Below are 22,717 nucleotides of genomic sequence, written 5' to 3' on the forward strand. Positions count from 1 at the left end.
CAGGCCGCGACTACAATCGGCGTGGGCTCAACGGGGCGCCTCAAGCACACCACCGACGGCCCGCCGCCCCACGGCCCGGCCGCACCCTACGGGAAGGCCCCCTGCATGAAGATCGGCATCCTCACCTCCGGCGGCGACTGCCCCGGCCTCAACGCCGTCATCCGTGGGGCGGTGCTCAAGGGCATCGCCGTGCACGGCCAGGAGTTCGTGGGCTACCGGGACGGCTGGCGCGGGGTCGTCGAGGGGGACGTCATCGAGCTGCCGCGCACCTCGGTCCGCGGCATCGCCAAGCAGGGCGGCACGATCCTGGGGACCTCCCGCACCAACCCGTTCGAGAACAACGGCGGCCCCGAGGTGATCAAGGCCCACATGGAGCGGCTCGGGATCGACGCCATCATCGCGATCGGCGGCGAGGGCACGCTGGCGGCTGCGCGGCGCCTCACGGACGCGGGCCTGAAGATCGTCGGCGTCCCCAAGACCGTCGACAACGACCTCGACGCCACCGACTACACGTTCGGCTTCGACACCGCCGTGGAGATCGCCACCGAGGCGATCGACCGGCTCCGCACCACGGGCGAGTCCCACCACCGCTGCATGATCGCCGAGGTCATGGGCCGCCACGTCGGCTGGATCGCCCTGCACTCCGGGATGGCCTCCGGCGCCCACGCGATCCTCATCCCCGAGCACAAGGTCACCATGGACCAGATCGCCACGTGGGTGAAGCTGGCCCGGGACCGCGGTAGGGCCCCGCTCGTGGTCGTCGCCGAGGGGTTCGTGCTCGAGGGCATGGACGCCCCCCACTCGGAGCGCGGCCTCGACACCTTCGGCCGCCCGCGCCTGGGCGGCATCGCCGAGCAGCTCGCGCCCGAGATCGAGGCGCGCACCGGCATCGAGACGCGGGCGACGATCCTGGGCCACATCCAGCGCGGCGGCGTCCCCACCGCGTTCGACCGCGTCCTCGCCACGCGCCTGGGCATGGCCGCGATCGACTCCGTGGTGGAGGGCCGCTGGGGCACCATGGTCTCGCTGCACGGCACGGAGATCGCCCACGTGGGCTTCGAGGAGGCCCTCGGCCGGCTCAAGGTCGTGCCCCAGCACCGCTACGACGAGGCCGCCGTCCTGTTCGGCTGACGGGCGGCCCGTGGTGTCTCCGACCTTCTCCGCCGGCAGCCGGGGCATCGTCCGGCTGGCCTGGGCGCGCCGGCTCGGCCTCCCCGATCTGAGCTTCGCGGACGACGGCGGCACCCTCCTCGGGTGCCACGACGGCGCGTCCGAGCTGGTCGCCGTCGCGCTCTTCGGCCAGCTCGCCCTCGTCGGCCCCACCGGGCCGGTGGAGGCGGCGGCCGAGCTCGATGCCGAGGAGCTCCTCGGCGGCGGAGCGCTGCTGCGGGCCGCCGGTCCGCGCGCGCACGGGCTGCGCTCCGCGGTGCTCGGCTTCGCCGACGACCTGCCGCTCGAACAGCCGGACACGGAGCCGCAGGTCTCGCGCGGGGCGCCGGAGGCGATCGAGCTCGAGATGCGCTGCCCGCCGGACGACGTCACGTCGGCGGGACTGACCGAGCGCGACCACCGGTTCACGATCATGCTCCCGGAGGGCCCCGCCGCCTGCGCGGCCTACTCGGTCCGGGACGGTCTCCTGGCCGACCTCGGGGTGCTCGTGGCGCCCCCGCTGCGCGGCAGGGGGCTCGGACGGCTGGCCGCCTCCGTCGCCGCCCACGAGGCGCTCGCGGACGGCCTCATCGTGCAGGCCGCCGTCCCGTCCCACGCCCTCGCCGCGCTGCGCCTGGCCGATTCCCTCGGGATCCAGGCGCAGGGACGGTACGCGGCGGTCTCGCTCCCGCCCCGCTGACCGCCCCGCCGCGACGTCACCCCGCGCAGGAACGCGAGATCACCCCGTGGGAGGGAGGAAGGTCAGCGGCGGGACTCGGCCACCGTGTCCTCCGCGGCAGCCGGCCTCCCGACCGCCGGGGGGACCTTCACGAAGAACAGCGCCACCGCCAGGCCGACCACGCCGAGCGCGGCGGGCAGGAGCACGGACTGCCCCATGGCCGCGGAGAAGCCGGCCTGCAGGAACGCCGGAAGGTGGCCGGAGGCGAGCTCGCCGGTCGGGGCGGCGTGGCCGCCGGTGGGGAGCTCGGCCGAGAGCCTGGCCTCCATGAGCGCCGCGATCGCCGCCGAGCCCAGCACGGCGCCCACCTGGCGGGTGGTGTTGTAGATGCCGGACCCGGCGCCGGCCAGCTGCGGCGGGAGGCCGCGCGTGGCCAGGGTGGCGAGCGGCCCCCAGATCCCGGCGTTCGCGACGCCGACCACTGCGCTCGGGATGAGCAGGAGCCAGATGGGCTGCTCGGGCGTCATGAGCACGGCGTAGAGGACGAGCCCGACGGCGAAGACGAGCATGCCGCCGATGTTCATGGCCTTCGCATGGCCGCGGTCCACCAGCCTGCCGGCGAACGGCGCGAGCGCGCCGGAGAACACGGCGAGCGGGATGCTCATCAGCGCGGACTGCGTGGGCGTCATCCCGCGCACGAGCTGGTAGTAGAAGATCGTCGGCAGTCCGAACGAGGTGACGGCGAAGCCGACTGTGGAGATCCCCAGGTTCGCGATCGAGAAGTTCCGGTCGCGGAAGAGCCCCAGCGGCACGAGCGGCTCGGCCTTGTTCACGGCCTGCCAGAGGACGAACAGTGCCATCACCACGACGCCCGCGATGATGAGCGACCACACCGTGAGGGGACCGCTGATGGTGCCCCACGAGTAGGTCTGCCCCTCCTGGATGCCGAAGACGACGAGGAACATGCCCGCCCCGCTGAGGACCACGCCGAGCCAGTCGAAGCGGTGCGAATGCGTGGGGAGCGTCGGGACGAGCCGGGCGGCCAGGATGAAGCCGACGACCCCGACGGGCACATTGATGTAGAACACCCACTCCCAGCCGAAGCCGTCCACGAGGATGCCGCCGAGGATCGGGCCCACCAGCATCGCCACACCGGCGGTAGAGCCCCACACGCTCATCGCTGCACCCCGGCGCTCAGGCGGGAAGATGCGGGTGATGACCGCCATGGTCTGTGGGGTCATGAAGGACGCGCCGAGCCCCTGCACCACGCGCGCGGCGATGAGCGAGGCGATGCTCCCGGACAGGCCGCACCACAGCGAGGACAGGGTGAAGACGACGAGCCCGATCAGGTACACCCGCTTCGGGCCGAACCTGTCGCCGAGCCTGCCGGTGATGAGCAGCGGCACGGCGTACGCGAGCAGGTAGGCGCTCGTGACCCAGATGACGGCATTGATGTCCGCCCCGAGCGCCCGCATGATGGCCGGGTTGGCCACCGAGACGATCGTCGTGTCGATGAGGATCATGAAGAAGCCGATGACGAGTGCCCACAGCGCAGCCCATGGCCGCTGGATGTCTACCACCGGACAAGGGTCTCACTTCCGGCAATCGCCGGCGCTCGGCGGCCGGCCGCCTGTGGTGAGCCTCACGGTTACCAGGTGTAGTTGTTGGTCCGCGCAGTGCCGCCCCGTCCGTCATCGAGCGTCGCCCAACCAGCGGACCAAGGGTTGATGGCGTTGTGCCCGAGATAGCAGCCGGAGTTCTGGTTGAAGTAACCGTTGGCATCCGTCGTTGCGTGGAAGCTCGCGAACACGTGGTCGCCTCCGGCATTGTTCCAGCACTGGACGAAGACCGACGCATTGGGGTGGAAGTTCCGCGCCGTGATGTCAAAGTAATAGCAGGCGTTGGACGCGCACTGCGGGTCGCTTGTCACGCGCGGCCCCTGCGCGAGGCTCGCGCTCGGCGATGCCGTGCGAGCGGAATCGGACTTGCTCGAGCAGTTCGTCGGCTCGCCCTGCACGCAGGCCCTGACGGTGATCGAGTGCGCCTCGTCGGGCCCGTTGCCCACGGTGGCGGCGCCGTCGTTGGCCACGGCGTTGCCGTCGATCGTCACGCTGACGGTGCTGGGCCGGCCGTTGTCGTATCCGCCGGTGTTCCAGGTCATCTTCACGCGGATGCCATCGGTCGCGGCATTGGCCACGGGGGTCTTGGGCTGGCCGTAGGGATTGGCCGAGGCGCGGTTGCTGCTCGGCCCAGGCCCGGCCGAGTTCACGGCTCGGACCAGGAAGGAGTAGGTCGTGCCGTTCTGCAGGCCGCTGACGGTCTTGTCCGACGCGAGTGAGCTCCAGCTGCTGCCCCCGTCGATCGAGTATTGGTAGCCGGAGACGGGGTCACCGTTGGCCGTGGCAGGGCTGAAGGCGAGCTGGACTTGGCCGCCGTTGCCGGTGGTGTTCGCCGGCGCCGCGCTCAGGTTCGACACCGCGCCGGGCCGCCCGTACGGGGTCACCGGGTTGCTGCGGGCACCCTGCGGCGACGCGCCCACGTTGTTGTGGGCCACGAGGGCGAAGGTGTAGGTCGAGGAGGTGTCGAGGCCGGTGACCTGCTGCTGGGTCCCCTGGACACCGGAGACCGTCTTGGCGAGGGACCCGCCGCGGTACACGAGCACGTCGTAGGACGTCACGGGCTCGCCGTTGCTCTTGAGCGGCTCCGAGGCCCAGGCCACGTCGACGACGCCGCCGTTGACGGCCGACGTCGAGCGGGTCGCCGTGGGTGCCGCAGGTGCGAGGGGGGCGCCGGCCGGCTTCGCGGCGGCCGAGAGCGTGGACCAGTCCGACGGGTCCTTCGCCCCGTTCTTGGCCTGGATGCGCGCGCGGTACTCCACGCCGTTGGTGAGGCCCGTCCATGTCAGCTGCGTGACGGCCCCGACGGTGCGCCGCTGGATGCCCTCCTCGGAGGAGAGCTCGATCGTGTAGCTCTGGATCGCGGTGCCCTCGTTCGCGGGCGCGGTCCAGGTCATGGAGATGCTCTTGTCGCCGCGAGACAGCACGGGAGGCCCGGGCTGGGAGGGCTTGGCGTCCGGGGTGATGGGTGCCGAGGCGGGGCTCGGTGCGGAGTCGCCGACGGCGTTGGTCGCCACGACCGTGAAGGTGTACTCAGTGCCGTTGGTGAGCCCCGTGACGGTGCAGGTGGTCGTCGGGCAGGTCTGGCTGCCGCCCGCGTAGTTGACCTTGTAGGCGCTGATCTCGGCGCCGTTGTTCGACGGCGGGGCCCAGTGCAGCACCACCTGCCGGCTCGACATGCCGTCCACGACGGGGGCGCTCGGTGCATCCGGCTTGTCGCGGACCGTCACGGTGAAGGTGCCCTCGACCTCGCGCTCGGTGTCCCCGGTCGCGTCGCCGACGCGGTAGGTGCCGGTCAGCTGGCCGTGGAATCCGGCGGCGGGGGTCACGATCACGTGGTCGCCCTCGACCCTCGCATCGCCGCCGCCGCTGCCGACACCCGCGCGGACCAGCGTGAGCGCTTTGCCGGGGAACGGGTTGGCATCGTTGGCGAGGACGGGGATGTCGACGGGCTTGCCGGCCTGGGCCTCCGGGACCGCATCGGGATTGGCGACGGCGAGCGGCCGGGTCGAGCGGACCACCCGCACCTCGACCGTGCCCTCGGCCTTCCCTCCGCGCCCATCGTCGACCTGGATGCCGACCGTTCCCGAGGTGCCGCGCTGGGCGGAGGTCACCTTGGCCTTGAGGACGGAGCCGTCGAGGGTGACGTCGACGCCCTCGGGAGCGGCGCCGGTGACCTTGAAGGAGGCGCGGTCGATGTCGCCCGGGTCGGGATCGGTCGTTGCGGCGCGGAGGTCGAGCTGCGCGGCGTCCTCGCCCTGGGCCGCCTCGAGGATGCTCGTGGCGAAGGTGGGCGCCGTGTTGGGCTTGTCTGCGGTCGGCTCGACGTCGATCGGAATGGTCAGGACGCTCTTGAGCCCGTCCGAGTCGTCGGGGCCGGAGCCGTCGGTGACCTCGAAGGTGATCGAGGCGCGGCCGCCGTAGTCCTTGCGGGCCGTGTACCGCAGGGTGCCGGCGTCCTTGACGAGGCCGGAGCCGTCGGCGGCGACCGCGGAGACGGCGCCCTCCCCCGTGATCCGCGGGCTCCTGCCGGGCCTCACGGTGACGTAGTCGGCGAGCTTGAGCTCGAGCGGCTCCCCGGCCTTGGAGTGCGCGGGATCGAGCGTCTTGAGCACCGGCCGCTGGTCGCGCAGGCCGGGCACCCAGATGATCGCTGTCGCCTGCAGCCCGTCCACGTCCGTGACGGTGTACGGGATGGCCTGGGGCGCCTCGGTGAGCGCGACGTTCACCCGGCCCCCGTCCACGGTGGTGCCCGGGGCTGCGGCGCTCGGCGGAATGGTGACCTTCAGGTCGCTGGCGACGCCGTCGGGGTCCTCGTCGTTCTTGAGGACGTCCACCGCGAACGTCTTCTTGCCGGCCACGTCCATGGGGTTGACCCGGTCGTCGCGGACGATCGGGGCCTTGAGCGGGGCGTTCGGGTCGACCGTGACGATGATGTTGCCGACGGCCCGGCCGCCGCGGCCGTCGTCGACCGTGTAGCGGACCGTGACCGTGCCGGGCGCCGACGGCGGGGTGACGACGACGCGGCCCTCGTCCACCCTGGCGGTGGTCCCCTGCGGCAGCTCGAAGCCGTCGGCGACGAGGCGCACGGTGTCGCCGTCGGGGTCGGTGTCGTTGGCGAGCGCGTCGACGGAGACCGGACGCCCGGGCCGGACGGAGACCTTGTCGTCGCCCGGGATGGGCTTCTGGTTGGTGTTCGGGACCGCGGCGACGCCGACCAGGACGGTCGCCACGCCGCGGCCGCCGAACCTGTCCTCGACCACGTAGGTGAAGGTGTCCTTGCCGCTGGCGTCGTTGGCCGCCGTGTACTCGATGTACCCGTCCTTGACGATGGCGGTGCCGAGAGCGGGGGGCTTCTCGATGCCCGTGATGGTCACGGAGTCGCCGTCGGGATCGACGCCGTCGAGCGGGACGGCCACCTTCGCGGCATGGCCGGCGAGCACGCGGGCGGTGAGGTTCTTGGGGACGGGCATGCCGTTCTGCGCCGGGTCCGCGGGCCGGATCGTGATGGTGACCTTGGCCGAGTCCTTCTGGCCGGCCGGGTCGACGACCTGGTAGATGCCGTACACGGTCCCGGGGTTCGGCCCGGCCGAGAAGCGCAGCTTGTCCTGGTCGACGAAGAGGTGGCCCGAGGCCGGGTCCGGGACCTCGACGAGCTTGGGGTCGAGCGTGATGGGTGCCCCGTTGGGGTGCGAGTCGTTGGCGAGCACGGGGATCGTCACCGTGTCGCCCGCCCGGACCACCACCGAGTCCGGCTTCGCGACCGGCGGGTCGAGCTTGGCGGGCGGCGGCACCGGTGTCACGGTCACGGTCGAGCTGGCCGTCTTGTCTCCGTTGGAGACCACGTAGCCGAAGGAGAGCGGCTCCTTGAGCCCCCTCGTGTCCGTGATCCGCAGGATCGCGTGGTCGATGACCGAGACGGTGACCGGCGCGTCCTGCGGCAGCGAGATCGACTGGACGACGAGCACGCCGCCGCCCGGGTCGGTGTCGTTCGCGAGGGGGTCGACGAGCACGTTGCCGCCGGAAGGAAGGAGGGCGACGTCGCGCACCGCGACGGGCGCGCCGTCGTCGGCCGTCTTCGCCTCGACATCGATCCGGACGAGCCCCTGCGCGGTGGCCGATCCGTTCGAGGCGAGGTAGACGGCGTAGTACACCTTCGGCTCGGCGGCCTTCGCGGAGAACGTGCCGTCCTCGGAGTTCATGACGACGTCGAGTCCCGGGACGGGCTCGACCTTGAGCAGGCGCAGCCCGGTCCCCGACGGGTCGATGTCGTTGGCAAGCGGGGAGACGACGATGGGCTCGTCCACGCCGGTGCGGACATGGTCCGGCGTGGTCTGCGGCGGCAGGGACCCCCGCGAGCGGACGTCCGCCGTGATCGTCGCCTCGGTGACGTCGCGCCCGTCGGAGACCCTGACGGTGATCTCCTTCTTGCCGAGCGAGGTGCCGCCGTCCGTGAACGTGATGGTGCCGTCGGGCTGGGAGCGCACGGAGTCGCCGGCGCCGGACGTTGCAGCCCCCGCGAGGAACATCTCGTCGCCGTCGGGGTCCACGAAGTCGCCGAGGATGTTCTGCGAGACGGAGGTGCCCTGCTCGACCGCGATGGTGTTGGCCCGCATCTGGCGCGGCGGCGTGTTCGTCGCATTGTCGCGGACCGCGAGGGTGACCTTCGCCGTGGCGGTGCCGCCGCGGCCGTCGGAGACCTCGTACTCGAAGGCGTCGTTGCCCTTCGCGTCCGCGGCCACGACGATCTGCAGGGCCGCGCCGTTGAAGATCGGCTGGACGGCGCCGATGCGCGCGGCCTGTCCGGTGGGGCGCACGGTGAGGACGTCGCCGTCCGGGTCGGAGTCGTTGAGGAGCACGGGCAGGATCACCGTGCGGCCCGGCCGGACCCCGAAGTCGTCCGGCATGGCCGTGGGCGGCTTGTTCTCCTCGTCCCGCTTGGGCAGCTCCTTCTGGAGCATGATCTCGGCGGAGTCCTCCTTGTCGCCGTTCTTGACGGTCTTCTGGGGGACGATCTCCTGCCAGTTGTTGACGAGCTGCATCTGCTCGGTGACGAGCCAGACGTTGCCGCCGTGGACGTCGTTGAGGACCACCACGTCCCGGTTGGTGCGGAACACGAGTTCGGAGTCGGGCCGCGCCGAGGGGATGTCCTTGATCTCGGGCTGGCCCCCGCCGCACTGGCGCAGGTAGATGCCGGTTCCGGCCCAGGCGGAGTGGACGCAGCCGCCCTGCTGCACCGGCCGGGCGGGGAGCCCGGCACGGCCCGCTGCCGCCTCGAGCACGCGCGGGTCGCCGCCTCCCAGTGGGACGGTGACGAGCGCCTTGGCGGTGGCCACCGCCACCGCGTCGGCCGAGGGCCCGGTGTCCTGCAGCTGGGCGTTGCGGAAGTCGTCGCGCGTGATGCGCTGGCCGTTGGGGAGGAAGAGGGTGCCCGCACCGGTGTCGAGCACGACGACGTCCTCCCCGACCGCTGCGACCTGCACCTTCGCTGAGGTGGAGAGCCCGTCGAGCTTCGTGAAGGTCGGGTCACCGTTCTCGGGCACGCGGACGATCTCGGTGCGGGCGGCCGACACCGCGACGACCTCGTTCTGCGCGGATACCGTCGCCACGGCACCGGGGAGGTCCTGGACGGTTGGCTCGGTGTTCTGGGGGGTGAAGCCGCTGAGCCGGTCGAGCGGGAGGGCCCAGAGCCGGCCGGTGCCGGGGTCGGCGAGCGCGGCCGTCGTCGTGCCGAACGCGGAGGTGCCGGTGCCCGCGAACGGGAGGTCACCGGCCAGGCGCACGTCGGCGACGTCGACGGGGCTCAGCGTTGCGACTCCCTTGTCCTGGACGGCGACGGAGCGGCCCTGCTGCACCACGTCGAAGCTGCCCGAGCGGGCGGAGACGCCGCCGTCGAGCACCTTCGAGGAGAAGTTGAGGTGGCCCACCATGTTCACGGAGCCGTTCGTGACCCAGACGCCGCCGTCGTTCAGGTCGGCGGACACGGAGGTGAATCCCGGGTACAGGATTGCCGCGGCTGCGAGCAGGGCCGCGGCCACCCCCATCGCCGTCGATACAACAAGCCTTGTCGCCCGATGGCGCAGCCCCCCGGCTCGTCGCACTGGCCTTCTCCCGTCGATTCGCCGCACCCGCGGGCAGCATTATCGGCGGCCCGGTCCCCTTGCGGTCCAGATGCCGCAGCCCTCCCCGAGAGGGCAGTCGGCACCCCGAGGTTACCAAAGGCCCTTGCGCGCTGCCGAGGCCGTGGGGAGAACTCCCCATGCAGCGGGATGCCTCTGGGTCAGTCCAGGGGCGACGTCGGGGTCCCGCAGGGCGACCTCGCGGTCGCTAGCCTGCGGTGCCGAACCTGTCGACGAGGTCCGACCGGCCGAACATATGGGCCGCCTGCCGGGCGGTGGGGCTCCCCGCATCGGGATCCGCCCCGAGCTCGAGGAGGACCTCCACGACGTCGGCGTGGCCCTTGAACACGGCCCCCGCGAGGGGGGTCTGGCCGCGGTCGTTGGCGACCGCGACGTCGGCCCCGTGCGCGCCGAGGAGGCGGACGGACTCGGCGTGGCCGTGGTAGGCGGCCAGCATGACGAGCGTGTCCCCGGCCTGGTTCGCCAGGGTCGCGGGGGCGCCGGCCTCGAGGTACGCGCGGAGCACGGGGGTGTCCCCGGCTCGGGCGGCGTCGAACAGCTTCCCGGCGAGGGCGATGACGTCCTCGGGCATCCCGGAGGCCCCGGGGGTCTGGGCGTTCTCGCTCACGCGTTCCTCCTGAGCAGTCCTGTGGGCCTGCCGACGACTTGGCCGGCGTCGGGGGCGACGATGGTCTCCTGGGCGGCCGCATACTCCTCGCCCTCGGCCTCGCCGCGGACCACCAGCGTTGCGCCGGGGTCCACGGAGCGCTTGAGGACGGCGAGCGCGATCGGCCCCATCTCATGGTGGAGGGCCGCCGAGGTCACGGTGCCGACCGGCCGCGCCCCTGCGTCGGTGCCCGCGGGGAAGACTGCGCTGCCGGGCGCGGGCAGCGTGTGCGCGGACCCGTCCAGCTGCAGGAGCGTGAGCCGCCGCGGGGGGTGCCCCAGGTTGTGCACGCGGGCCACGGTCTCCTGGCCCTTGTAGCAGCCCTTCGCGAGGTGGACGGCGGTCCGGAGCAGGTCGAGCTCGTGCGGGATGGTGCGTTCGTCGGTCTCGAGGCCCCAGCGCGGGCGCCAGGCGGCGATGCGCAGCGCCTCGGAGGCCATGGTCCCGGCGAGCCCCACGCCGTCGGCCTCCAGCGCTGCCGCGGCCTCGGCGAGGCGCGAGCGCTCCACCACATGCTCGAACCAGGGCCGCTCGAGCCCCGGATGGTGGGCCTCGTCGACCGCGGCGTAGCTGAAGCCGCCCGGGGCGACGTGCGGCCAGGGGTCCTCCCACGTCAGGCCGCGCCCGCCGGGAGCGAACCGGGCGAGCGCCTCGAGGTGGCGGGTCGCACCGAGCACGCCGCAGCGCGCCGAGACGTCCTCGACCTCGACGCGGAGCATGAACTTCATGGACTCGAGCCACGCCGCGAGGCCCTGGGCCTCACCGGACTCGACGAGGAGCCAGGCCCGCTCGCCGTCGTCCACGATCCGCGCATCGAACTCGATGCGGCCCTGGACGCTGAGCAGGAGCAGCTCGCTGGACTGGCCCGGGCGCAGGCCGGAGACCTGCTGCGAGGACAGGGTGGTCAGCCAGGAGAGCCGGTCGGGGCCGGCGACAGTGACGACGCCACGGTAGGACAGGTCCACTGCGGCGCGGCCGGCGGCGAGCGCACGCTGCTCCCGCACCGGGTCTCCGTAGTGGGCGGCCACGCCCTCGTCGGGGCCGTGCGCGGCCACCGCGCCGGGTTGTGCCATGAGGGGGGAAGCCTGGGTCATATCCATTCCAACGAGATCGGGGCCGATTTCACTCCCGGTGCCGTGCCCCGGCGCCACCGCCCGGTCCGCCACGAGGCACTCGGTCCGGGCGGGGCTACTCGGTCGGGACGCGGCCGGACTCGGGCGGGGACACGCGGTGCAGGATCGCCGACGCGTGCGGCGCGAGGGGCTCGCCGCCGGCGGCGACGTCCCAGCGCCAGAAGAGGTCCGAGTTGACGAGGCCGAAGATGCGCGTGGCCGCCTTGTAGTCGCGGGCATGGGCGCCGCGCAGCACGGCGTCGGTGCTGAGCTGGATCTGCGGGCCCCTGATCTGGCCGTAGTACAGCTCGGCGATGCTGCCGGGGTGCACGATCGTCACGGTGATGTCGAAGCCGTCGCTGCTGTTGCGCAGGGACTCGACCTCGTCCGCCGAGGTGTAGGCCGGGACGATGTCCGGGGGCGTGAGCCCCGGACCGCCGTCGGCATCCTGGACCGGACGGTCCAGCTGCCAGTACCCGACCTCGGTGGCGAGCGGCCTGATGCGCTTGCCGTCCTCGTCCGCGAGCCAGCTCTCGGCCGTGTACTTCAGGTAGGGGAAGCCACTGTGGGCGAACACGACGTGCTGGACGAAGTGCTCGTCGTCGCCCTCGCCCGCGCCGAGCCGGCCGCGGCCCTCCCACTCCCCGATGAGCCACGACAGCGGGACGAGCTCGGGGGTCAGGCCGGACGGGATCTCAATGGGCACGTACTGGCTCCTTGGCCGCGGGCGGGGGCTCTAGCTCAGCGCTGGCCCTTGAACAGCTTCCACACGACGAGGCCGGCGAACCAGGCCATGGAGACGGACGCGACGGCAAGGAGGACGAGGAAGAAGATCTCGAAGGCAGCAACGCTCATAGCTGCCATCGTAGCGCCTCTCGGAGGGCCGCCGAGCGTGAGGGGCGCCACAGCGGCCGGGGCCGCCGGAGGGCTCAGACCACCAGCATCCGGTCGAGGAAGTAGGCGATCGCGCCCACCGCGAAGGCGGGGGCGAGGCCCATCGCCACGAACCCGGCGGCGGCCAGGCGGTCCGGGCGGGCGCTGTTGAGGGCGCGGAAGGCCGCGAGCACCGCGCCGATCACCACGCCCGCGATCGTCGCCGGGAGGACGGCGACGTCGGTCAGGACCAGCCCGGCGAGCGGGGCGGCGAGGCCGGCGAAGACCACCGTGGCCGGGGCGATGATGGTGTCCGGCCAGCGGATCATGCCCAGCAGCAGTGCGACCACGGTGCTGATGGCAGCGACGAGGAGCATCGACCCGGCGCCGGTGAGCCTGGCGGTCGCGATCCACCCCGCGCCGAGGGCGCACAGCAGCACGCCGGCGCTGGCCCCGAAGGCGGACTCGAGCCGGTGGCTCTGGCCCGTCCCCCGGAGGAGCTGCACCACCACGACGGCCATGACGCCCACGGCGATCGCCAGGGGCGTCCACGCGAGGTACTGCGGACCGGGCACGAGGGCCGTCACCGCGGCCGAGGCGATTCCCGCGAGGGAAATGACGGCGCCGTTCGTCTTCTTCGCCGGGATCCCCAGGAAATGGGGCCAGCCGAATCCCACCGCCACGGCCACCACTGCGACGCCCACGAACTGCGCCACGACGCCTCCGAGGCCCGTGCCGACGGCCACCGCAATGCCCGCGATGGCGACGGCTCCGCTCGCCACGGAGCGGGTCCAGCCCCTCACCGTGCCGCCCTCTCGTCTGCGCTAGTCACCCTGCCATCCTGCCTCACGTCGGGTGCAAATGTGACACGGGTACCACGGGCGGGCCCGCTGCGCGCCCTATAATCGGCTCATCGGCGAGATAGGCCGCTGCCCGACGCAGTGCAGACAGATCCTTACGGAGGAACCATGTCGCACATCCTGCTTCTGACGAACGCCACCGGCTCGTCGGTCGACATCCTCCCCGCACTCGAGCTGCTCAACCACCGCGTGCACATCCTCCCGGCCGAGCCGACCGCCCTCTTGGACGCGGACCCTTCCGACGTCATCTTCCTCGATGCGCGCAAGGACCTCGTAGGCTCCCGTTCCCTGACGCAGCTGCTGCGGGCCACGGGGCTCAGCGCCCCCCTCATCCTCGTCCTCACCGAGGGCGGCATGGCCGCCGTCTCCCCCGCGTGGAGCGTCGACGACATCGTGCTCGACTCCGCGGGCCCCGCCGAGGTCGAGGCGAGGATCCGCCTTGCCACCTCCCGCGCCGCAACCGTGGAGGAGCCCGAGACCGAGATCCGGGCGGCCGGCGTCGTGATCGATGAGGCGAGCTACACGGCGAAGGTCAACGGCGAGGCGCTCAACCTGACGTTCAAGGAGTTCGAACTGCTCAAGTACCTCGCGCAGCATCCCGGCCGGGTCTTCACCCGCCAGCAGCTGCTCACCGAGGTGTGGGGCTACGACTACTACGGCGGCACCCGGACGGTGGACGTGCATGTGCGGCGGCTCCGCGCGAAGCTCGGCACGGACCACGAGGGCCTCATCGGCACCGTGCGGAACGTCGGCTACCGGCTCACCCTCACCCGCCTGGCCGAGGACGAGCTGAGCGAGGCCTGAGCCGCGGAAACCCGGGGGCGGCGCGGAAACAGCGAAGGCCCCGCACTCACGGTGCGGGGCCAACGCCTCGGTGGAGGACATACGGGTCGAACGTATCAAGGCCACCCCACTGGTGGATCCCCCGTGCCCGCCGGCTTCCCGGCGGCAGACGACGACTCTACCGCACCGCCCGGGGCCCGGCAAACCGTACGGATTCATGCGCCCGTTCGCTAGCCTTGCTCCCATGACCAGCGCATACCCGCAGGATTGGCCAGTCACCGTGGTCGAGGGCCGCATCCCCCAGGCCCTGTGGGCCGAGGCCCGGGCCCTGCTGGAGGCCGCCGAGGACGCCGACGGCAACCCCTCCCTCTCGGAGCAGACGACCGTGCTGATGAAGTCCCCCGAGACGCGGTCGGAGGAGATCCTCACCGTCGCCGTGCACGCCCTGGACGACACGTCCGGGTCGTCGGCGCCCGAGGACCTCGCGGGGATCGCCGGCATCGCCTTCGGGCCCGACGGCGTCGGCGTGGTCGAGCTCGCCGTGCACCCCAACTACCGCAACCAGGGCGTGGGCGTCCGGCTCGTGGAGGCCATCAAGGAGCTGCGCGGCGCCACCGGCCTCGCCGGGCTCAAGGCGTGGTCCCACGGCAACCACGAGGCCGCCGCGGAGCTGGCCACCGCCTACGGGTTCGTCCCCGAGCGCGAGCTGTGGAAGATGGTCCTCGTCCGCCGGCCGCACGAGTCGACGCCGCCCCTGCCCGACGGGGTCCGGATCCGCGCCTTCGAGCCCGGCCGGGACGAGGACGCCTGGCTCGCCGCGAACCGAGCGGCCTTCGCCCACCACCCCGAGCAGGGCCAGCTGCGGCGCAGCGACCTGGAGGCGCGGATGGCCGAAGAGTGGTTCGACCCGCAGGGCTTCTTCCTGGCGGTCGACGACGAGGACCGCATCCTCGGATTCCACTGGACCAAGGTCCATCCGGCCCACGGCGAGCACCGCGCGCTCGGCGAGGTCTACGCCGTCGGCGTGGTCCCCGAGGCCCAGGGCCGCGGGCTCGGGCGCGTCCTGACCCTGCAGGGCATCGACTACCTCCATGCGCTCGGCCTCGGAACCGTCATGCTCTACACCGACGCGGACAACATCCCGGCCGTGGCCATGTACCGGCGCCTGGGCTTCACCGTGTGGGACCGGGACATCCTGTACAGCACGGCTCCGGCCGCAGGGGAAGCGCGCGCCACCCCGGCCGACTAGCTGTACCCGGTCAGCAGGTTGGTTGCAGTCGGCTGGTCGGGGGTTTGCCTCCGAGTGCGCTGTGACAGCGTTCAGTGTTGTAGTGCTCGATCCAGGGCGCAAGGGCTGCTGTCCGCTGCTCGTTGCTGGTGAACGCCTGGCGGTAGGCCCACTCCGTGGCCAGGGTGCGGTTGAGTCTTTCGACTTTGCCGTTCTGCCAGGGGCAGTGGGGGCGGATAAACTTCTGTCTGATCTCCAGTGCGGCGCAGACGCCCTTGAGGTCGTTGGAGTAGCGGTAGGCGAAGGCGTTGTCGGTCATGAGCCGCTCGATCCGGGCGATGCCCTTGGCCGCGAAGTAGGCCGCGGCGCGTTCGAGGAAGCCGGCGCAGGTGGGGCCCTTCTCGTCCGGGAGGATCTCGGAGTAGGCCAGCCGGGAGTGGTCATCGACCAGCGAGTGGACGTAGTCGTAGCCGATCAGTGTCTTCTTGTGCTTGTGGTCCACGGTCGCTTCCCTGCCGAGTGCGCGCCAGCCGCCGCCGTCGGGGATGCGCCCGATCTTCTTCACATCCATATGCACCAGCTCGCCGGGCCGCTGACGCTCGTAGCGGACCGCGGTCTGCTTCGAGGAACGGATCACCTCCCCGGTCATCGGATCGCACTCGCGCAGGCGCGGCACGCCGTGCCGGCGCAGGATCCGCGACACAGTCCTGGCCGGGACGCCGAGTTTCGCCCCGAGCACGTCGGGACCCTGCCGGTGCTCGGCCCGGGCGGCGAGGACCTGCTGCTCGACCTCGGGCGCGGTCCGGGTGGGCATCGAGTGCGGACGTGAGGAGCGGGTTTCCAGGCCGGCCTCGCCCTCGGCCCGGTGCCGGTCGATCCAGGTCTTCACGCACTTGCGGGAGACGCCCATCGCGGCGGCAATGTGGGCCGTCTTCCATCCGGCCCGGTGCCGGTCGACGATCAGCTTTCGGCCATGGACGGTCAGGCGGGCATTACGGTGGGACATGAGAACCTCCGGGTTGGAGTGGGCCTTAGACAAGCCACATCCCACCCGGAGGTTCTCCCTCGTTCAACCAGGCTCGCCGCCACCAACGTCCTGACCGGGTACAACTAGCCCCCGCCCTAGTAGGGTTGGACCAGCACCAGACCGCCCCTTGCGCTCCCGGGAGAACCCATGACTGAAGCCGCCCAGAGCAGCAGCACCGTTGCCGCGCCGTCGCCCGCAGCGGGCACGACGGCGGCCCGCCCCGCCCCCGTCTTCGGCTCCTCCGAGGTGCCCGCCGCCCGGGCCACCGAGGACCGCATCTACATCCCGGAGGCCGAGCCGAGCCTGGCCCCCGAGGGCGAGCACGGACCGGACCGCTTCCTCGACCGCGAGCTCAGCTGGCTCGCGTTCAACGCGCGCGTGCTCGAGCTCGCCGAGGACCCCGACCTGTTCCTGCTCGAGCGGGTCAGCTTCCTGTCCATCTTCGCCTCCAACCTGGACGAGTTCTTCATGGTGCGCGTGGCCGGGCTCAAGCGGCGCATCGCGACCGGCCTCGCGGTGCCCTCTCCTGCCGGTCTCAGCCCGCACGAGGTGCTGGACCAGATCTCCGAGGCGGCCCACGTCCTCCAGGAGCGGCACACCCGGGTCTTCGCCGAGCAGATCCGCCCGGCCCTCGAGGAGTCGGGCATCCGCCTGGTGTCCTGGGGCGACCTCGGCGAGGCCGAGCACGAGCAGCTCAGCGCGATGTTCTCCGAGCAGGTCTTCCCGATCCTGACCCCGCTCGCGGTGGACCCGGCCCACCCCTTCCCCTACATCTCGGGCCTGTCCCTCAACCTCGCGGTGATCGTCCGCAACCCGGTGAGCGAGAAGGAGCTGTTCGCCAGGCTCAAGGTCCCGGACCAGCTCCCGCGCCTGATCTCCGTGGACGGCCCGCGTGCCGGGAGCCGCCGCAGCGCCCGCTTCATCCCGCTCGAGGAGCTCATCGCCGTCCACCTCGACCAGCTCTTCCCCGGCATGGAAGTGCTCGAGCACCACACGTTCCGGGTCACCCGCAACGAGGACCTCGAGGTCGAGGAGGACGACGCCGAGAACCTCCTCCAGGCGCTCGAGAAGGAGCTCCTGCGGCGCCGCTTCGGCCCGCCCGTGCGCCTGGAGGTCACCACGGACATCAGCCCCAACGTCCTCGCGCTGCTGGTGCGCGAGCTCGGGGTCGAGGAGCCGGAGGTGTACTCGCTCCCGGCGCCCCTGGACCTGCGCGGGCTCTCCGTGATCGCCCGGGTCGACCGGCCGGAACTGCACTACCCCAAGCAGCTCGCGCACACCTCGCGGTTCCTGAACGAGTCCGAGACTGCGAAGGCCGCGAACGTGTTCGCCGCGATGCGCCGCCGCGACATCCTCCTGCACCACCCCTACGATTCCTTCTCCACGTCGGTCCAGGCCTTCCTCGAGCAGGCGGCCGCCGATCCGAAGGTGCAGGCGATCAAGCAGACGCTGTACCGCACCTCCGGCGACTCCCCGATCGTGGACGCCCTCATCGACGCCGCCGAGGCCGGCAAGCAGGTCCTGGCCCTCGTGGAGATCAAGGCCCGGTTCGACGAACAGGCCAACATCTCCTGGGCCCGCAAGCTCGAGCAGGCCGGCGTGCACGTGGTGTACGGGATCGTGGGCCTCAAGACCCACTGCAAGCTCTCGCTCGTGGTCCGCCAGGAGAACGACGGCCTGCGCCGCTACTGCCACATCGGCACCGGCAACTACCACCCGCGCACCGCCCGGTACTACGAGGACCTCGGCCTGCTCACGTGCGACGAGCAGGTGGGCGAGGACCTGTCCAAGCTCTTCAACCAGCTCTCCGGCTACGCGCCGAAGTCCACGTTCAAGCGCCTCCTCGTGGCCCCGCGCTCGGTGCGCTCGGGGCTGATCGACCGCATCGAGACGGAGATCCGCAACGCCAGGGCCGGCCTGCGCGCGCGGGTGGTCATCAAGGTCAACTCGATGGTCGACGAGGCGATCATCGACGCGCTCTACCGCGCCTCGCAGGCGGGCGTGAAGGTGGACATCATCGTCCGCGGCATCTGTGCGCTGCGGCCGGGCGTGCCCGGACTGAGCGAGAACATCACCGTCCGCTCGATCCTGGGACGCTTCCTCGAGCACTCCCGCGTCTTCGCGTTCGCCAACGGCGGCAACCCGGTCGTCTACATCGGCTCCGCCGACATGATGCACCGCAACCTGGACCGCCGCGTGGAGGCCCTCGTCCAGCTGCGCAACCGCGAGGACATCGCGGACCTCATCGCCCTCCTCGACCGGTACGTCGCGCCCACCACCGCCTCGTGGCACCTGGACCGGGAGGGCCACTGGACGCGGCACCACGTCGACGAGAGCGGCCGCCCGCTCGAGGACATCCAGTCCTGGCTCCTCGCCTCCCGCGCCCGCCAGCGGGCAGTGAGCATCCGCTGATGTCCGACGCCCCCGTCGTCGACCAGTCCGAACACCCGGGCGAGCTGGTCGCCGTCCGGGCCGCCGGGGCGATCCCGTGGCGGGCCGACGGCGAGGCGCTCAAGGTGCTGCTGATCCACCGCCCCCGCTACGACGACTGGTCCTGGCCCAAGGGCAAGATCGATGCCGGCGAGACCCTCCCCGAGTGCGCCGCCCGGGAGGTCCGCGAGGAGATCGGCGTCGACGCGCGCCTCGGGATCCCCCTGCCCACCGCCCACTACCGGGTGGCGGCCGGCCTCAAGACCGTCCACTACTGGGCCCTGCAGCTCGAGAAGTCCGTCCCGGTGCAGCCGGACGGGGAAGAAGTGGACCAGGTGCACTGGTGCAGCCCGGAGGAGGCCGAGCTGCTCCTGAGCAACCAGTCCGACGTCGCCCCGCTCAAGGCCCTCGTCCGCGCCCATGAGCGGGGCACCCTTGCCACGGTGCCGCTCATCCTCCTGCGGCACGCCAAGGCGAAGCCCCGCAGCTCCTGGACGAAGGCCGAGGGAGACAGGACCCTCGCGGCCAGCGGGGTCCGCCAGGCCCAGGCCGTGGGGCGGCTCCTGACGGTGTGGAAGCCGGTCCGCGTCGTGACGAGCCCGTGGAGGCGCTGTCTCGACACCGTGCTCCCCTACGTGCGCGCCTCCCCGATCAAGGTCAAGATGCGCCTCGTCGACGACCTGACGGAGCACCGCGCGGCGAGGAAGCCGCGGAAGGCTGCGGCCGCCGTCGCACGCCTCTTCGACAAGGGCAAGCCTGCCGTGCTGTGCACGCACCGCCCGGTCCTCCCCGTCCTCCTCGAGGAGTTCCGCGCCCATCTCCGCTCCGGCCTGTCCTCGACGCTGCCCGCCTCCGACCCCTACCTGGCCCCCGGCGAGCTCATCGTGTTCCATGTGCCGGCCGACGGCCGGGGCGACGTCGTGGCGGTCGAGCAGGTGAAGCCCTTCGACGACTGATGCGACTAGGCTGGGAGCCATGATCCCCACCCCCTACGAGGACCTCTTGCGGGACGTGCTCGCGCACGGCGCCCACAAGGGCGACCGCACCGGCACCGGCACCCGCAGCGTGTTCGGCCGGCAGCTGCGCTTCGACCTCGCCGAGGGGTTCCCGCTCGTGACGACGAAGCGGGTGCACTTCAAGTCAGTGGCGCTCGAGCTGCTGTGGTTCCTCCGCGGCGACTCGAATGTGCGCTGGCTCCAGGAGCGGGGGGTGACCATCTGGGACGAGTGGGCGGACGACGCCGGCGAGCTGGGCCCCGTCTACGGCGTCCAGTGGCGCTCGTGGCCCACGCCGGACGGCGGCCACATCGACCAGATCTCCAAGGTCATGGAGTCGCTGCGCACCAACCCGGACTCGCGCCGGCACATCGTCACCGCCTGGAATCCCGCCGAGGTGGACCAGATGGCGCTCCCGCCCTGCCACGCCCTCTTCCAGTTCTACGTCGAGCCCGGCACTGAGGGGCCAGGCGGGACCACGCCGGGCAGGCTCTCCTGCCAGCTGTACCAGCGCAGCGCCGACCTGTTCCTCGGCGTCCCGTTCAACATCGCCTCCTACGCCCTGCTGACCCACCTCGTCGCGGACCAGCTCGGCCTGGGCGTCGGCGAGTTCGTCTGGACCGGCGGCGACTGCCACATCTACGACAACCACCTCGACCAGGTCCAGGAGCAGCTCTCCCGCGAGCCCTACCCGGCTCCGCGCCTCGCGATCGCGCGGACCCCGGCCAGCATCTTCGAGTACCAGTACGAGGACTTCGAGGTGCTCGGCTACCGGCACCACCCCACGATCAAGGCTCCCATCGCCGTATGAGCACCGAGCAGCGCGGCAAAGACGCCAGGATCGGGCTCATCTGGGCCCAGACGCAGCAGGGCGGCGTGATCGGCCGCGACGGATCCATGCCGTGGCACGTCCCCGAGGACATGAAGCACTTCGCCGCGACCACCACCGGCCACCCCGTGGTGATGGGCCGGCGCACGTGGGACTCGATCCCCGAGCGCTTCCGCCCCTTCTCCGGCCGCACCAACATCGTGGTCACCCGCCAGCCCGGCTGGGAGGCGAGCGGCGCCGTCGTCGTCCATTCCCTCGAGGAGGGGCTGCGCGTGGCCCAGGAGTCCGAGGGCGCCGAGCGGGTGTGGGTGATCGGCGGCGGCGAGCTGTTCGAGCAGGCCCTGCCGCTCGCCGACGTCGCGATGGTCACGATCCTCGACCTGGACGTCGACGGCGACACCTTCGCCCCCGATCTGGGTGCCGACTGGCAGCTCGGCTCGGTCCTCCCGGACGACGGCGGGTGGCTCACCTCGTCCACGGGCGTCCCGTACCGCATCGTGGAGTTCCGCCGGAACTAGGCGCAGCTGGCGCGGGCTTCCCCGCCCCATCGAGCCCCTCCGCGTGCGGCGCCCCTCGATGTAGTTAGCTGGTGCCATGACGACGGCGACCCACCCCACCCCCTCCGACGGCACCTCGTCCCGCGACACCTCGGCCGCGGCGCCCGAGCAGATCGGCCTCGGGTTCGCGGAGGTGCTCGCGCTGCTCGCCTTCCACGGCGGCGACTCCGTGGAGGCCACGGCCGCCCTCCTCGGCGTGGACCACTTCGCCCACGTCGAGGACATCATCTCGGCAGGCGCATCCTCCCTCGTCGCGCGCAGCTACGCGCTCGTCGATGCCCGCGGCGAGCTCACGGTCGAGGGGGCGGTGGCGGGCATCGCTGTCGCGCTCGGCGGCGCCGAGCGGCGCATGCTCCTCACCCTCGAGGCCTCCGGATGGACCGACAGGATCGTCCTGCTCGAGGCGCCCGAGGTCGCGATCCTCCTGCGGCCCCGCGCCTACGGCACCTGGTGGGCGCTCCCCCAGCCCGCAGACGTCCCGGGGGCCGAGGCCACCCTCAGCCTCGTCCGCGGCCACCTCGCCGAGCATCCGGCGGGCCGGGTGACCGTCGAGCGGCACCTTGAGGGACAGGGCGTCTCCCTCACCGTCCGGCGGGCGGACGACGGCGGGTGGCTGCTCGGCCAGACCGTGCCCGAGGGCGAGGAGCCGACCGAGTACCCTGCGGACGACGCCGACCTGCTGGTGACGCTCCGGGCCGTCCGCGGCGACCTCCCCTAGGGCACGGGGCCGGATCGCTGGGGCAGCGCGGGGAGGACTCCCCATCGCGCGCCAGCGGGCCGCCCGCCTACGGTGGTGGCTGAGAACAGTGGATGTGAGGGGAAGAGGGGGACGCATGGCCATCCAGCAGGGCGCGAACCCCGAGCAGCTCAGGGCGCTCGGGAAGCAGCTGACGATCAAGTCGACGACCATCCGCAATGCGCAGCGGTCCATCGACCAGCTCACCGCCAGGCTCCCGCAGGTGTGGGCCGGCCAGGACGCCGAGGACTTCGCCCGTGCTTGGGCCCAACTGCACCGGCCCGCGTTCGCGAAGATCGCGGCCGATCTGGCCGACAGCGCGAGGACCCTCGCGGCGAACGCCGACGCCCAGGAGCGCACGAGCGCCGAGCTCAACGGCGGCCAGCGCGGTGGCGCCGACGGCGGCGCAGCCGGTCCGGAAGGATCCGGCACCGCCGCGGGCGGCAAGGACACCCCCTGGCTTCCCGACTGGCTCGAGAACAACCCCTTCTACAACGCCTGGAACGTCTACGGCACCATCAAGGCCTTCCCCAACCTGCGGTTCGGCATCACGGAGCTGGTCCGCCTCGGCCGCGGCCTCGACCTCACGGCGGACTCCGACAAGCTCCTCGTCGGCTTCCGCAACGCCTTCAAGGTCAGCTCGGACATCTTCGACCTGAACTTCAAGGACATCTCGGTGATGGGTGGGCTTGCCGAGAGTTCGAAGTGGGCGAAGGGACTGGACGCCTTCGGCAAGGGCCTCGGCGGCCTCGGGGTGGCCATCGATGGCGTGCAGGCCATCGACCACTTCTCCGACGGAGACTATGGACAGGGCGCCTACTCCCTCGTGAAGGCGGGGCTCGGTGCTGCGTCCTTCCTGCCCCCACCGGCCGGGACGGCGTGCATGGTGGCCAGCGGGGCGCTCGCGCTCTACGACAACGTCCCGGTGATCCACAACGCGGTCAACGCTGTCGGCTCGGGCGTCAAGGACGCCGCGGAGGGCGTCGCGCACGCCGCCGAGAGCGCGTGGGACGGCGCCAAGAGCTTCTTCGGATTCTGAACGACTGAGGGGACCTGA

17 protein-coding genes are annotated in these 22,717 nt (G+C 71.8%); 10 read left to right on the forward strand and 7 right to left on the reverse strand.

Annotated elements, in window-relative coordinates; translation table 11 throughout:
• The first annotated feature begins 105 nt into the window (after nt 1-105).
• Nucleotides 106-1,131, forward strand: a complete 1,026-nt coding sequence (locus SA2016_RS15155; RefSeq protein ID WP_066499635.1) for a 6-phosphofructokinase — start codon at nt 106-108, stop codon at nt 1,129-1,131.
• A gap of 10 nt (nt 1,132-1,141) precedes the next feature.
• A complete protein-coding gene (locus SA2016_RS15160; RefSeq protein WP_229710932.1) occupies nt 1,142-1,849 on the forward strand; it encodes a GNAT family N-acetyltransferase in 708 nt (235 codons plus the stop codon).
• Nucleotides 1,850-1,911: 62 nt separating this feature from the next.
• Here the strand turns inward: SA2016_RS15160 and SA2016_RS15165 are convergent, their stop codons facing one another.
• The 6 genes from SA2016_RS15165 to SA2016_RS15190 form a co-directional block, all read right to left on the reverse strand.
• On the reverse strand, nt 1,912-3,408 hold the full coding sequence (locus tag SA2016_RS15165; RefSeq protein WP_066499636.1) for a DHA2 family efflux MFS transporter permease subunit: 1,497 nt from the start codon (nt 3,406-3,408) through the stop codon (nt 1,912-1,914).
• A 68-nt stretch (nt 3,409-3,476) separates the two neighbouring features.
• A complete protein-coding gene (locus SA2016_RS15170) occupies nt 3,477-9,482 on the reverse strand; it encodes an Ig-like domain-containing protein (protein ID WP_141305745.1) in 6,006 nt (2,001 codons plus the stop codon).
• 289 nt (nt 9,483-9,771) lie between these two features.
• A complete protein-coding gene (locus SA2016_RS15175; protein ID WP_066502656.1) occupies nt 9,772-10,155 on the reverse strand; it encodes an ankyrin repeat domain-containing protein in 384 nt (127 codons plus the stop codon).
• Between the two features lie 32 nt (nt 10,156-10,187).
• Nucleotides 10,188-11,324 carry a CAF17-like 4Fe-4S cluster assembly/insertion protein YgfZ gene (gene ygfZ / locus SA2016_RS15180; RefSeq protein ID WP_174835469.1) on the reverse strand — a complete coding sequence of 379 codons (1,137 nt, stop codon included), beginning with the start codon at nt 11,322-11,324 and terminating at the stop codon, nt 10,188-10,190.
• A gap of 94 nt (nt 11,325-11,418) precedes the next feature.
• Complete coding sequence (locus SA2016_RS15185; RefSeq protein WP_066499639.1) at nt 11,419-12,048, reverse strand: heme-binding beta-barrel domain-containing protein; 630 nt, start codon at nt 12,046-12,048, stop codon at nt 11,419-11,421.
• Between the two features lie 223 nt (nt 12,049-12,271).
• Nucleotides 12,272-13,018: a permease gene (locus tag SA2016_RS15190; protein ID WP_066499641.1), complete on the reverse strand. Its 747-nt coding sequence runs from the start codon at nt 13,016-13,018 to the stop codon at nt 12,272-12,274.
• Between the two features lie 165 nt (nt 13,019-13,183).
• Here SA2016_RS15190 and SA2016_RS15195 point away from each other — a divergent pair, with 165 nt between their 5' ends.
• Both SA2016_RS15195 and mshD read left to right on the forward strand, forming a co-directional pair.
• On the forward strand, nt 13,184-13,879 hold the full coding sequence (locus SA2016_RS15195; RefSeq protein ID WP_066499643.1) for a winged helix-turn-helix transcriptional regulator: 696 nt from the start codon (nt 13,184-13,186) through the stop codon (nt 13,877-13,879).
• 223 nt (nt 13,880-14,102) lie between these two features.
• Nucleotides 14,103-15,107, forward strand: coding sequence for a mycothiol synthase (gene mshD / locus SA2016_RS15200; RefSeq protein ID WP_066499645.1), 1,005 nt, complete (start codon nt 14,103-14,105; stop codon nt 15,105-15,107).
• Between the two features lie 10 nt (nt 15,108-15,117).
• Here the strand turns inward: mshD and SA2016_RS15205 are convergent, their stop codons facing one another.
• The gene (locus SA2016_RS15205; protein ID WP_066495015.1) at nt 15,118-16,092 is read right to left on the reverse strand and encodes an IS481 family transposase; all 975 of its coding nucleotides are present in this window, start codon (nt 16,090-16,092) and stop codon (nt 15,118-15,120) included.
• Between the two features lie 168 nt (nt 16,093-16,260).
• Between SA2016_RS15205 and SA2016_RS15210 the strand changes: the two genes are divergently transcribed.
• The 6 genes from SA2016_RS15210 (at nt 16,261) to SA2016_RS15235 (ending at nt 22,699) form a co-directional block, all read left to right on the forward strand.
• A complete protein-coding gene (locus SA2016_RS15210) occupies nt 16,261-18,525 on the forward strand; it encodes an RNA degradosome polyphosphate kinase (RefSeq protein WP_066499651.1) in 2,265 nt (754 codons plus the stop codon).
• Nucleotides 18,522-19,499, forward strand: a complete 978-nt coding sequence (locus tag SA2016_RS15215; protein ID WP_066502658.1) for an NUDIX hydrolase — start codon at nt 18,522-18,524, stop codon at nt 19,497-19,499. Before SA2016_RS15210 ends, SA2016_RS15215 begins: the two co-directional genes overlap by 4 nt.
• 19 nt (nt 19,500-19,518) lie before the next feature.
• Nucleotides 19,519-20,349: a thymidylate synthase gene (locus SA2016_RS15220; protein WP_174835427.1), complete on the forward strand. Its 831-nt coding sequence runs from the start codon at nt 19,519-19,521 to the stop codon at nt 20,347-20,349.
• The gene (locus SA2016_RS15225; protein ID WP_066499661.1) at nt 20,346-20,885 is read left to right on the forward strand and encodes a dihydrofolate reductase; all 540 of its coding nucleotides are present in this window, start codon (nt 20,346-20,348) and stop codon (nt 20,883-20,885) included. The genes SA2016_RS15220 and SA2016_RS15225 overlap by 4 nt, the downstream gene beginning before the upstream one ends.
• 76 nt (nt 20,886-20,961) lie before the next feature.
• Entirely contained in the window at nt 20,962-21,642 is a 681-nt protein-coding gene (locus tag SA2016_RS15230) for a hypothetical protein (protein ID WP_066499662.1), read from the forward strand.
• Nucleotides 21,643-21,757: 115 nt separating this feature from the next.
• A complete protein-coding gene (locus SA2016_RS15235) occupies nt 21,758-22,699 on the forward strand; it encodes a WXG100 family type VII secretion target (protein ID WP_066499664.1) in 942 nt (313 codons plus the stop codon).
• Nucleotides 22,700-22,717: the final 18 nt, after the last annotated feature.

The organism is Sinomonas atrocyanea, from assembly GCF_001577305.1.
GTDB classification, from domain to species: Bacteria; Actinomycetota; Actinomycetes; order Actinomycetales; family Micrococcaceae; genus Sinomonas; species Sinomonas atrocyanea.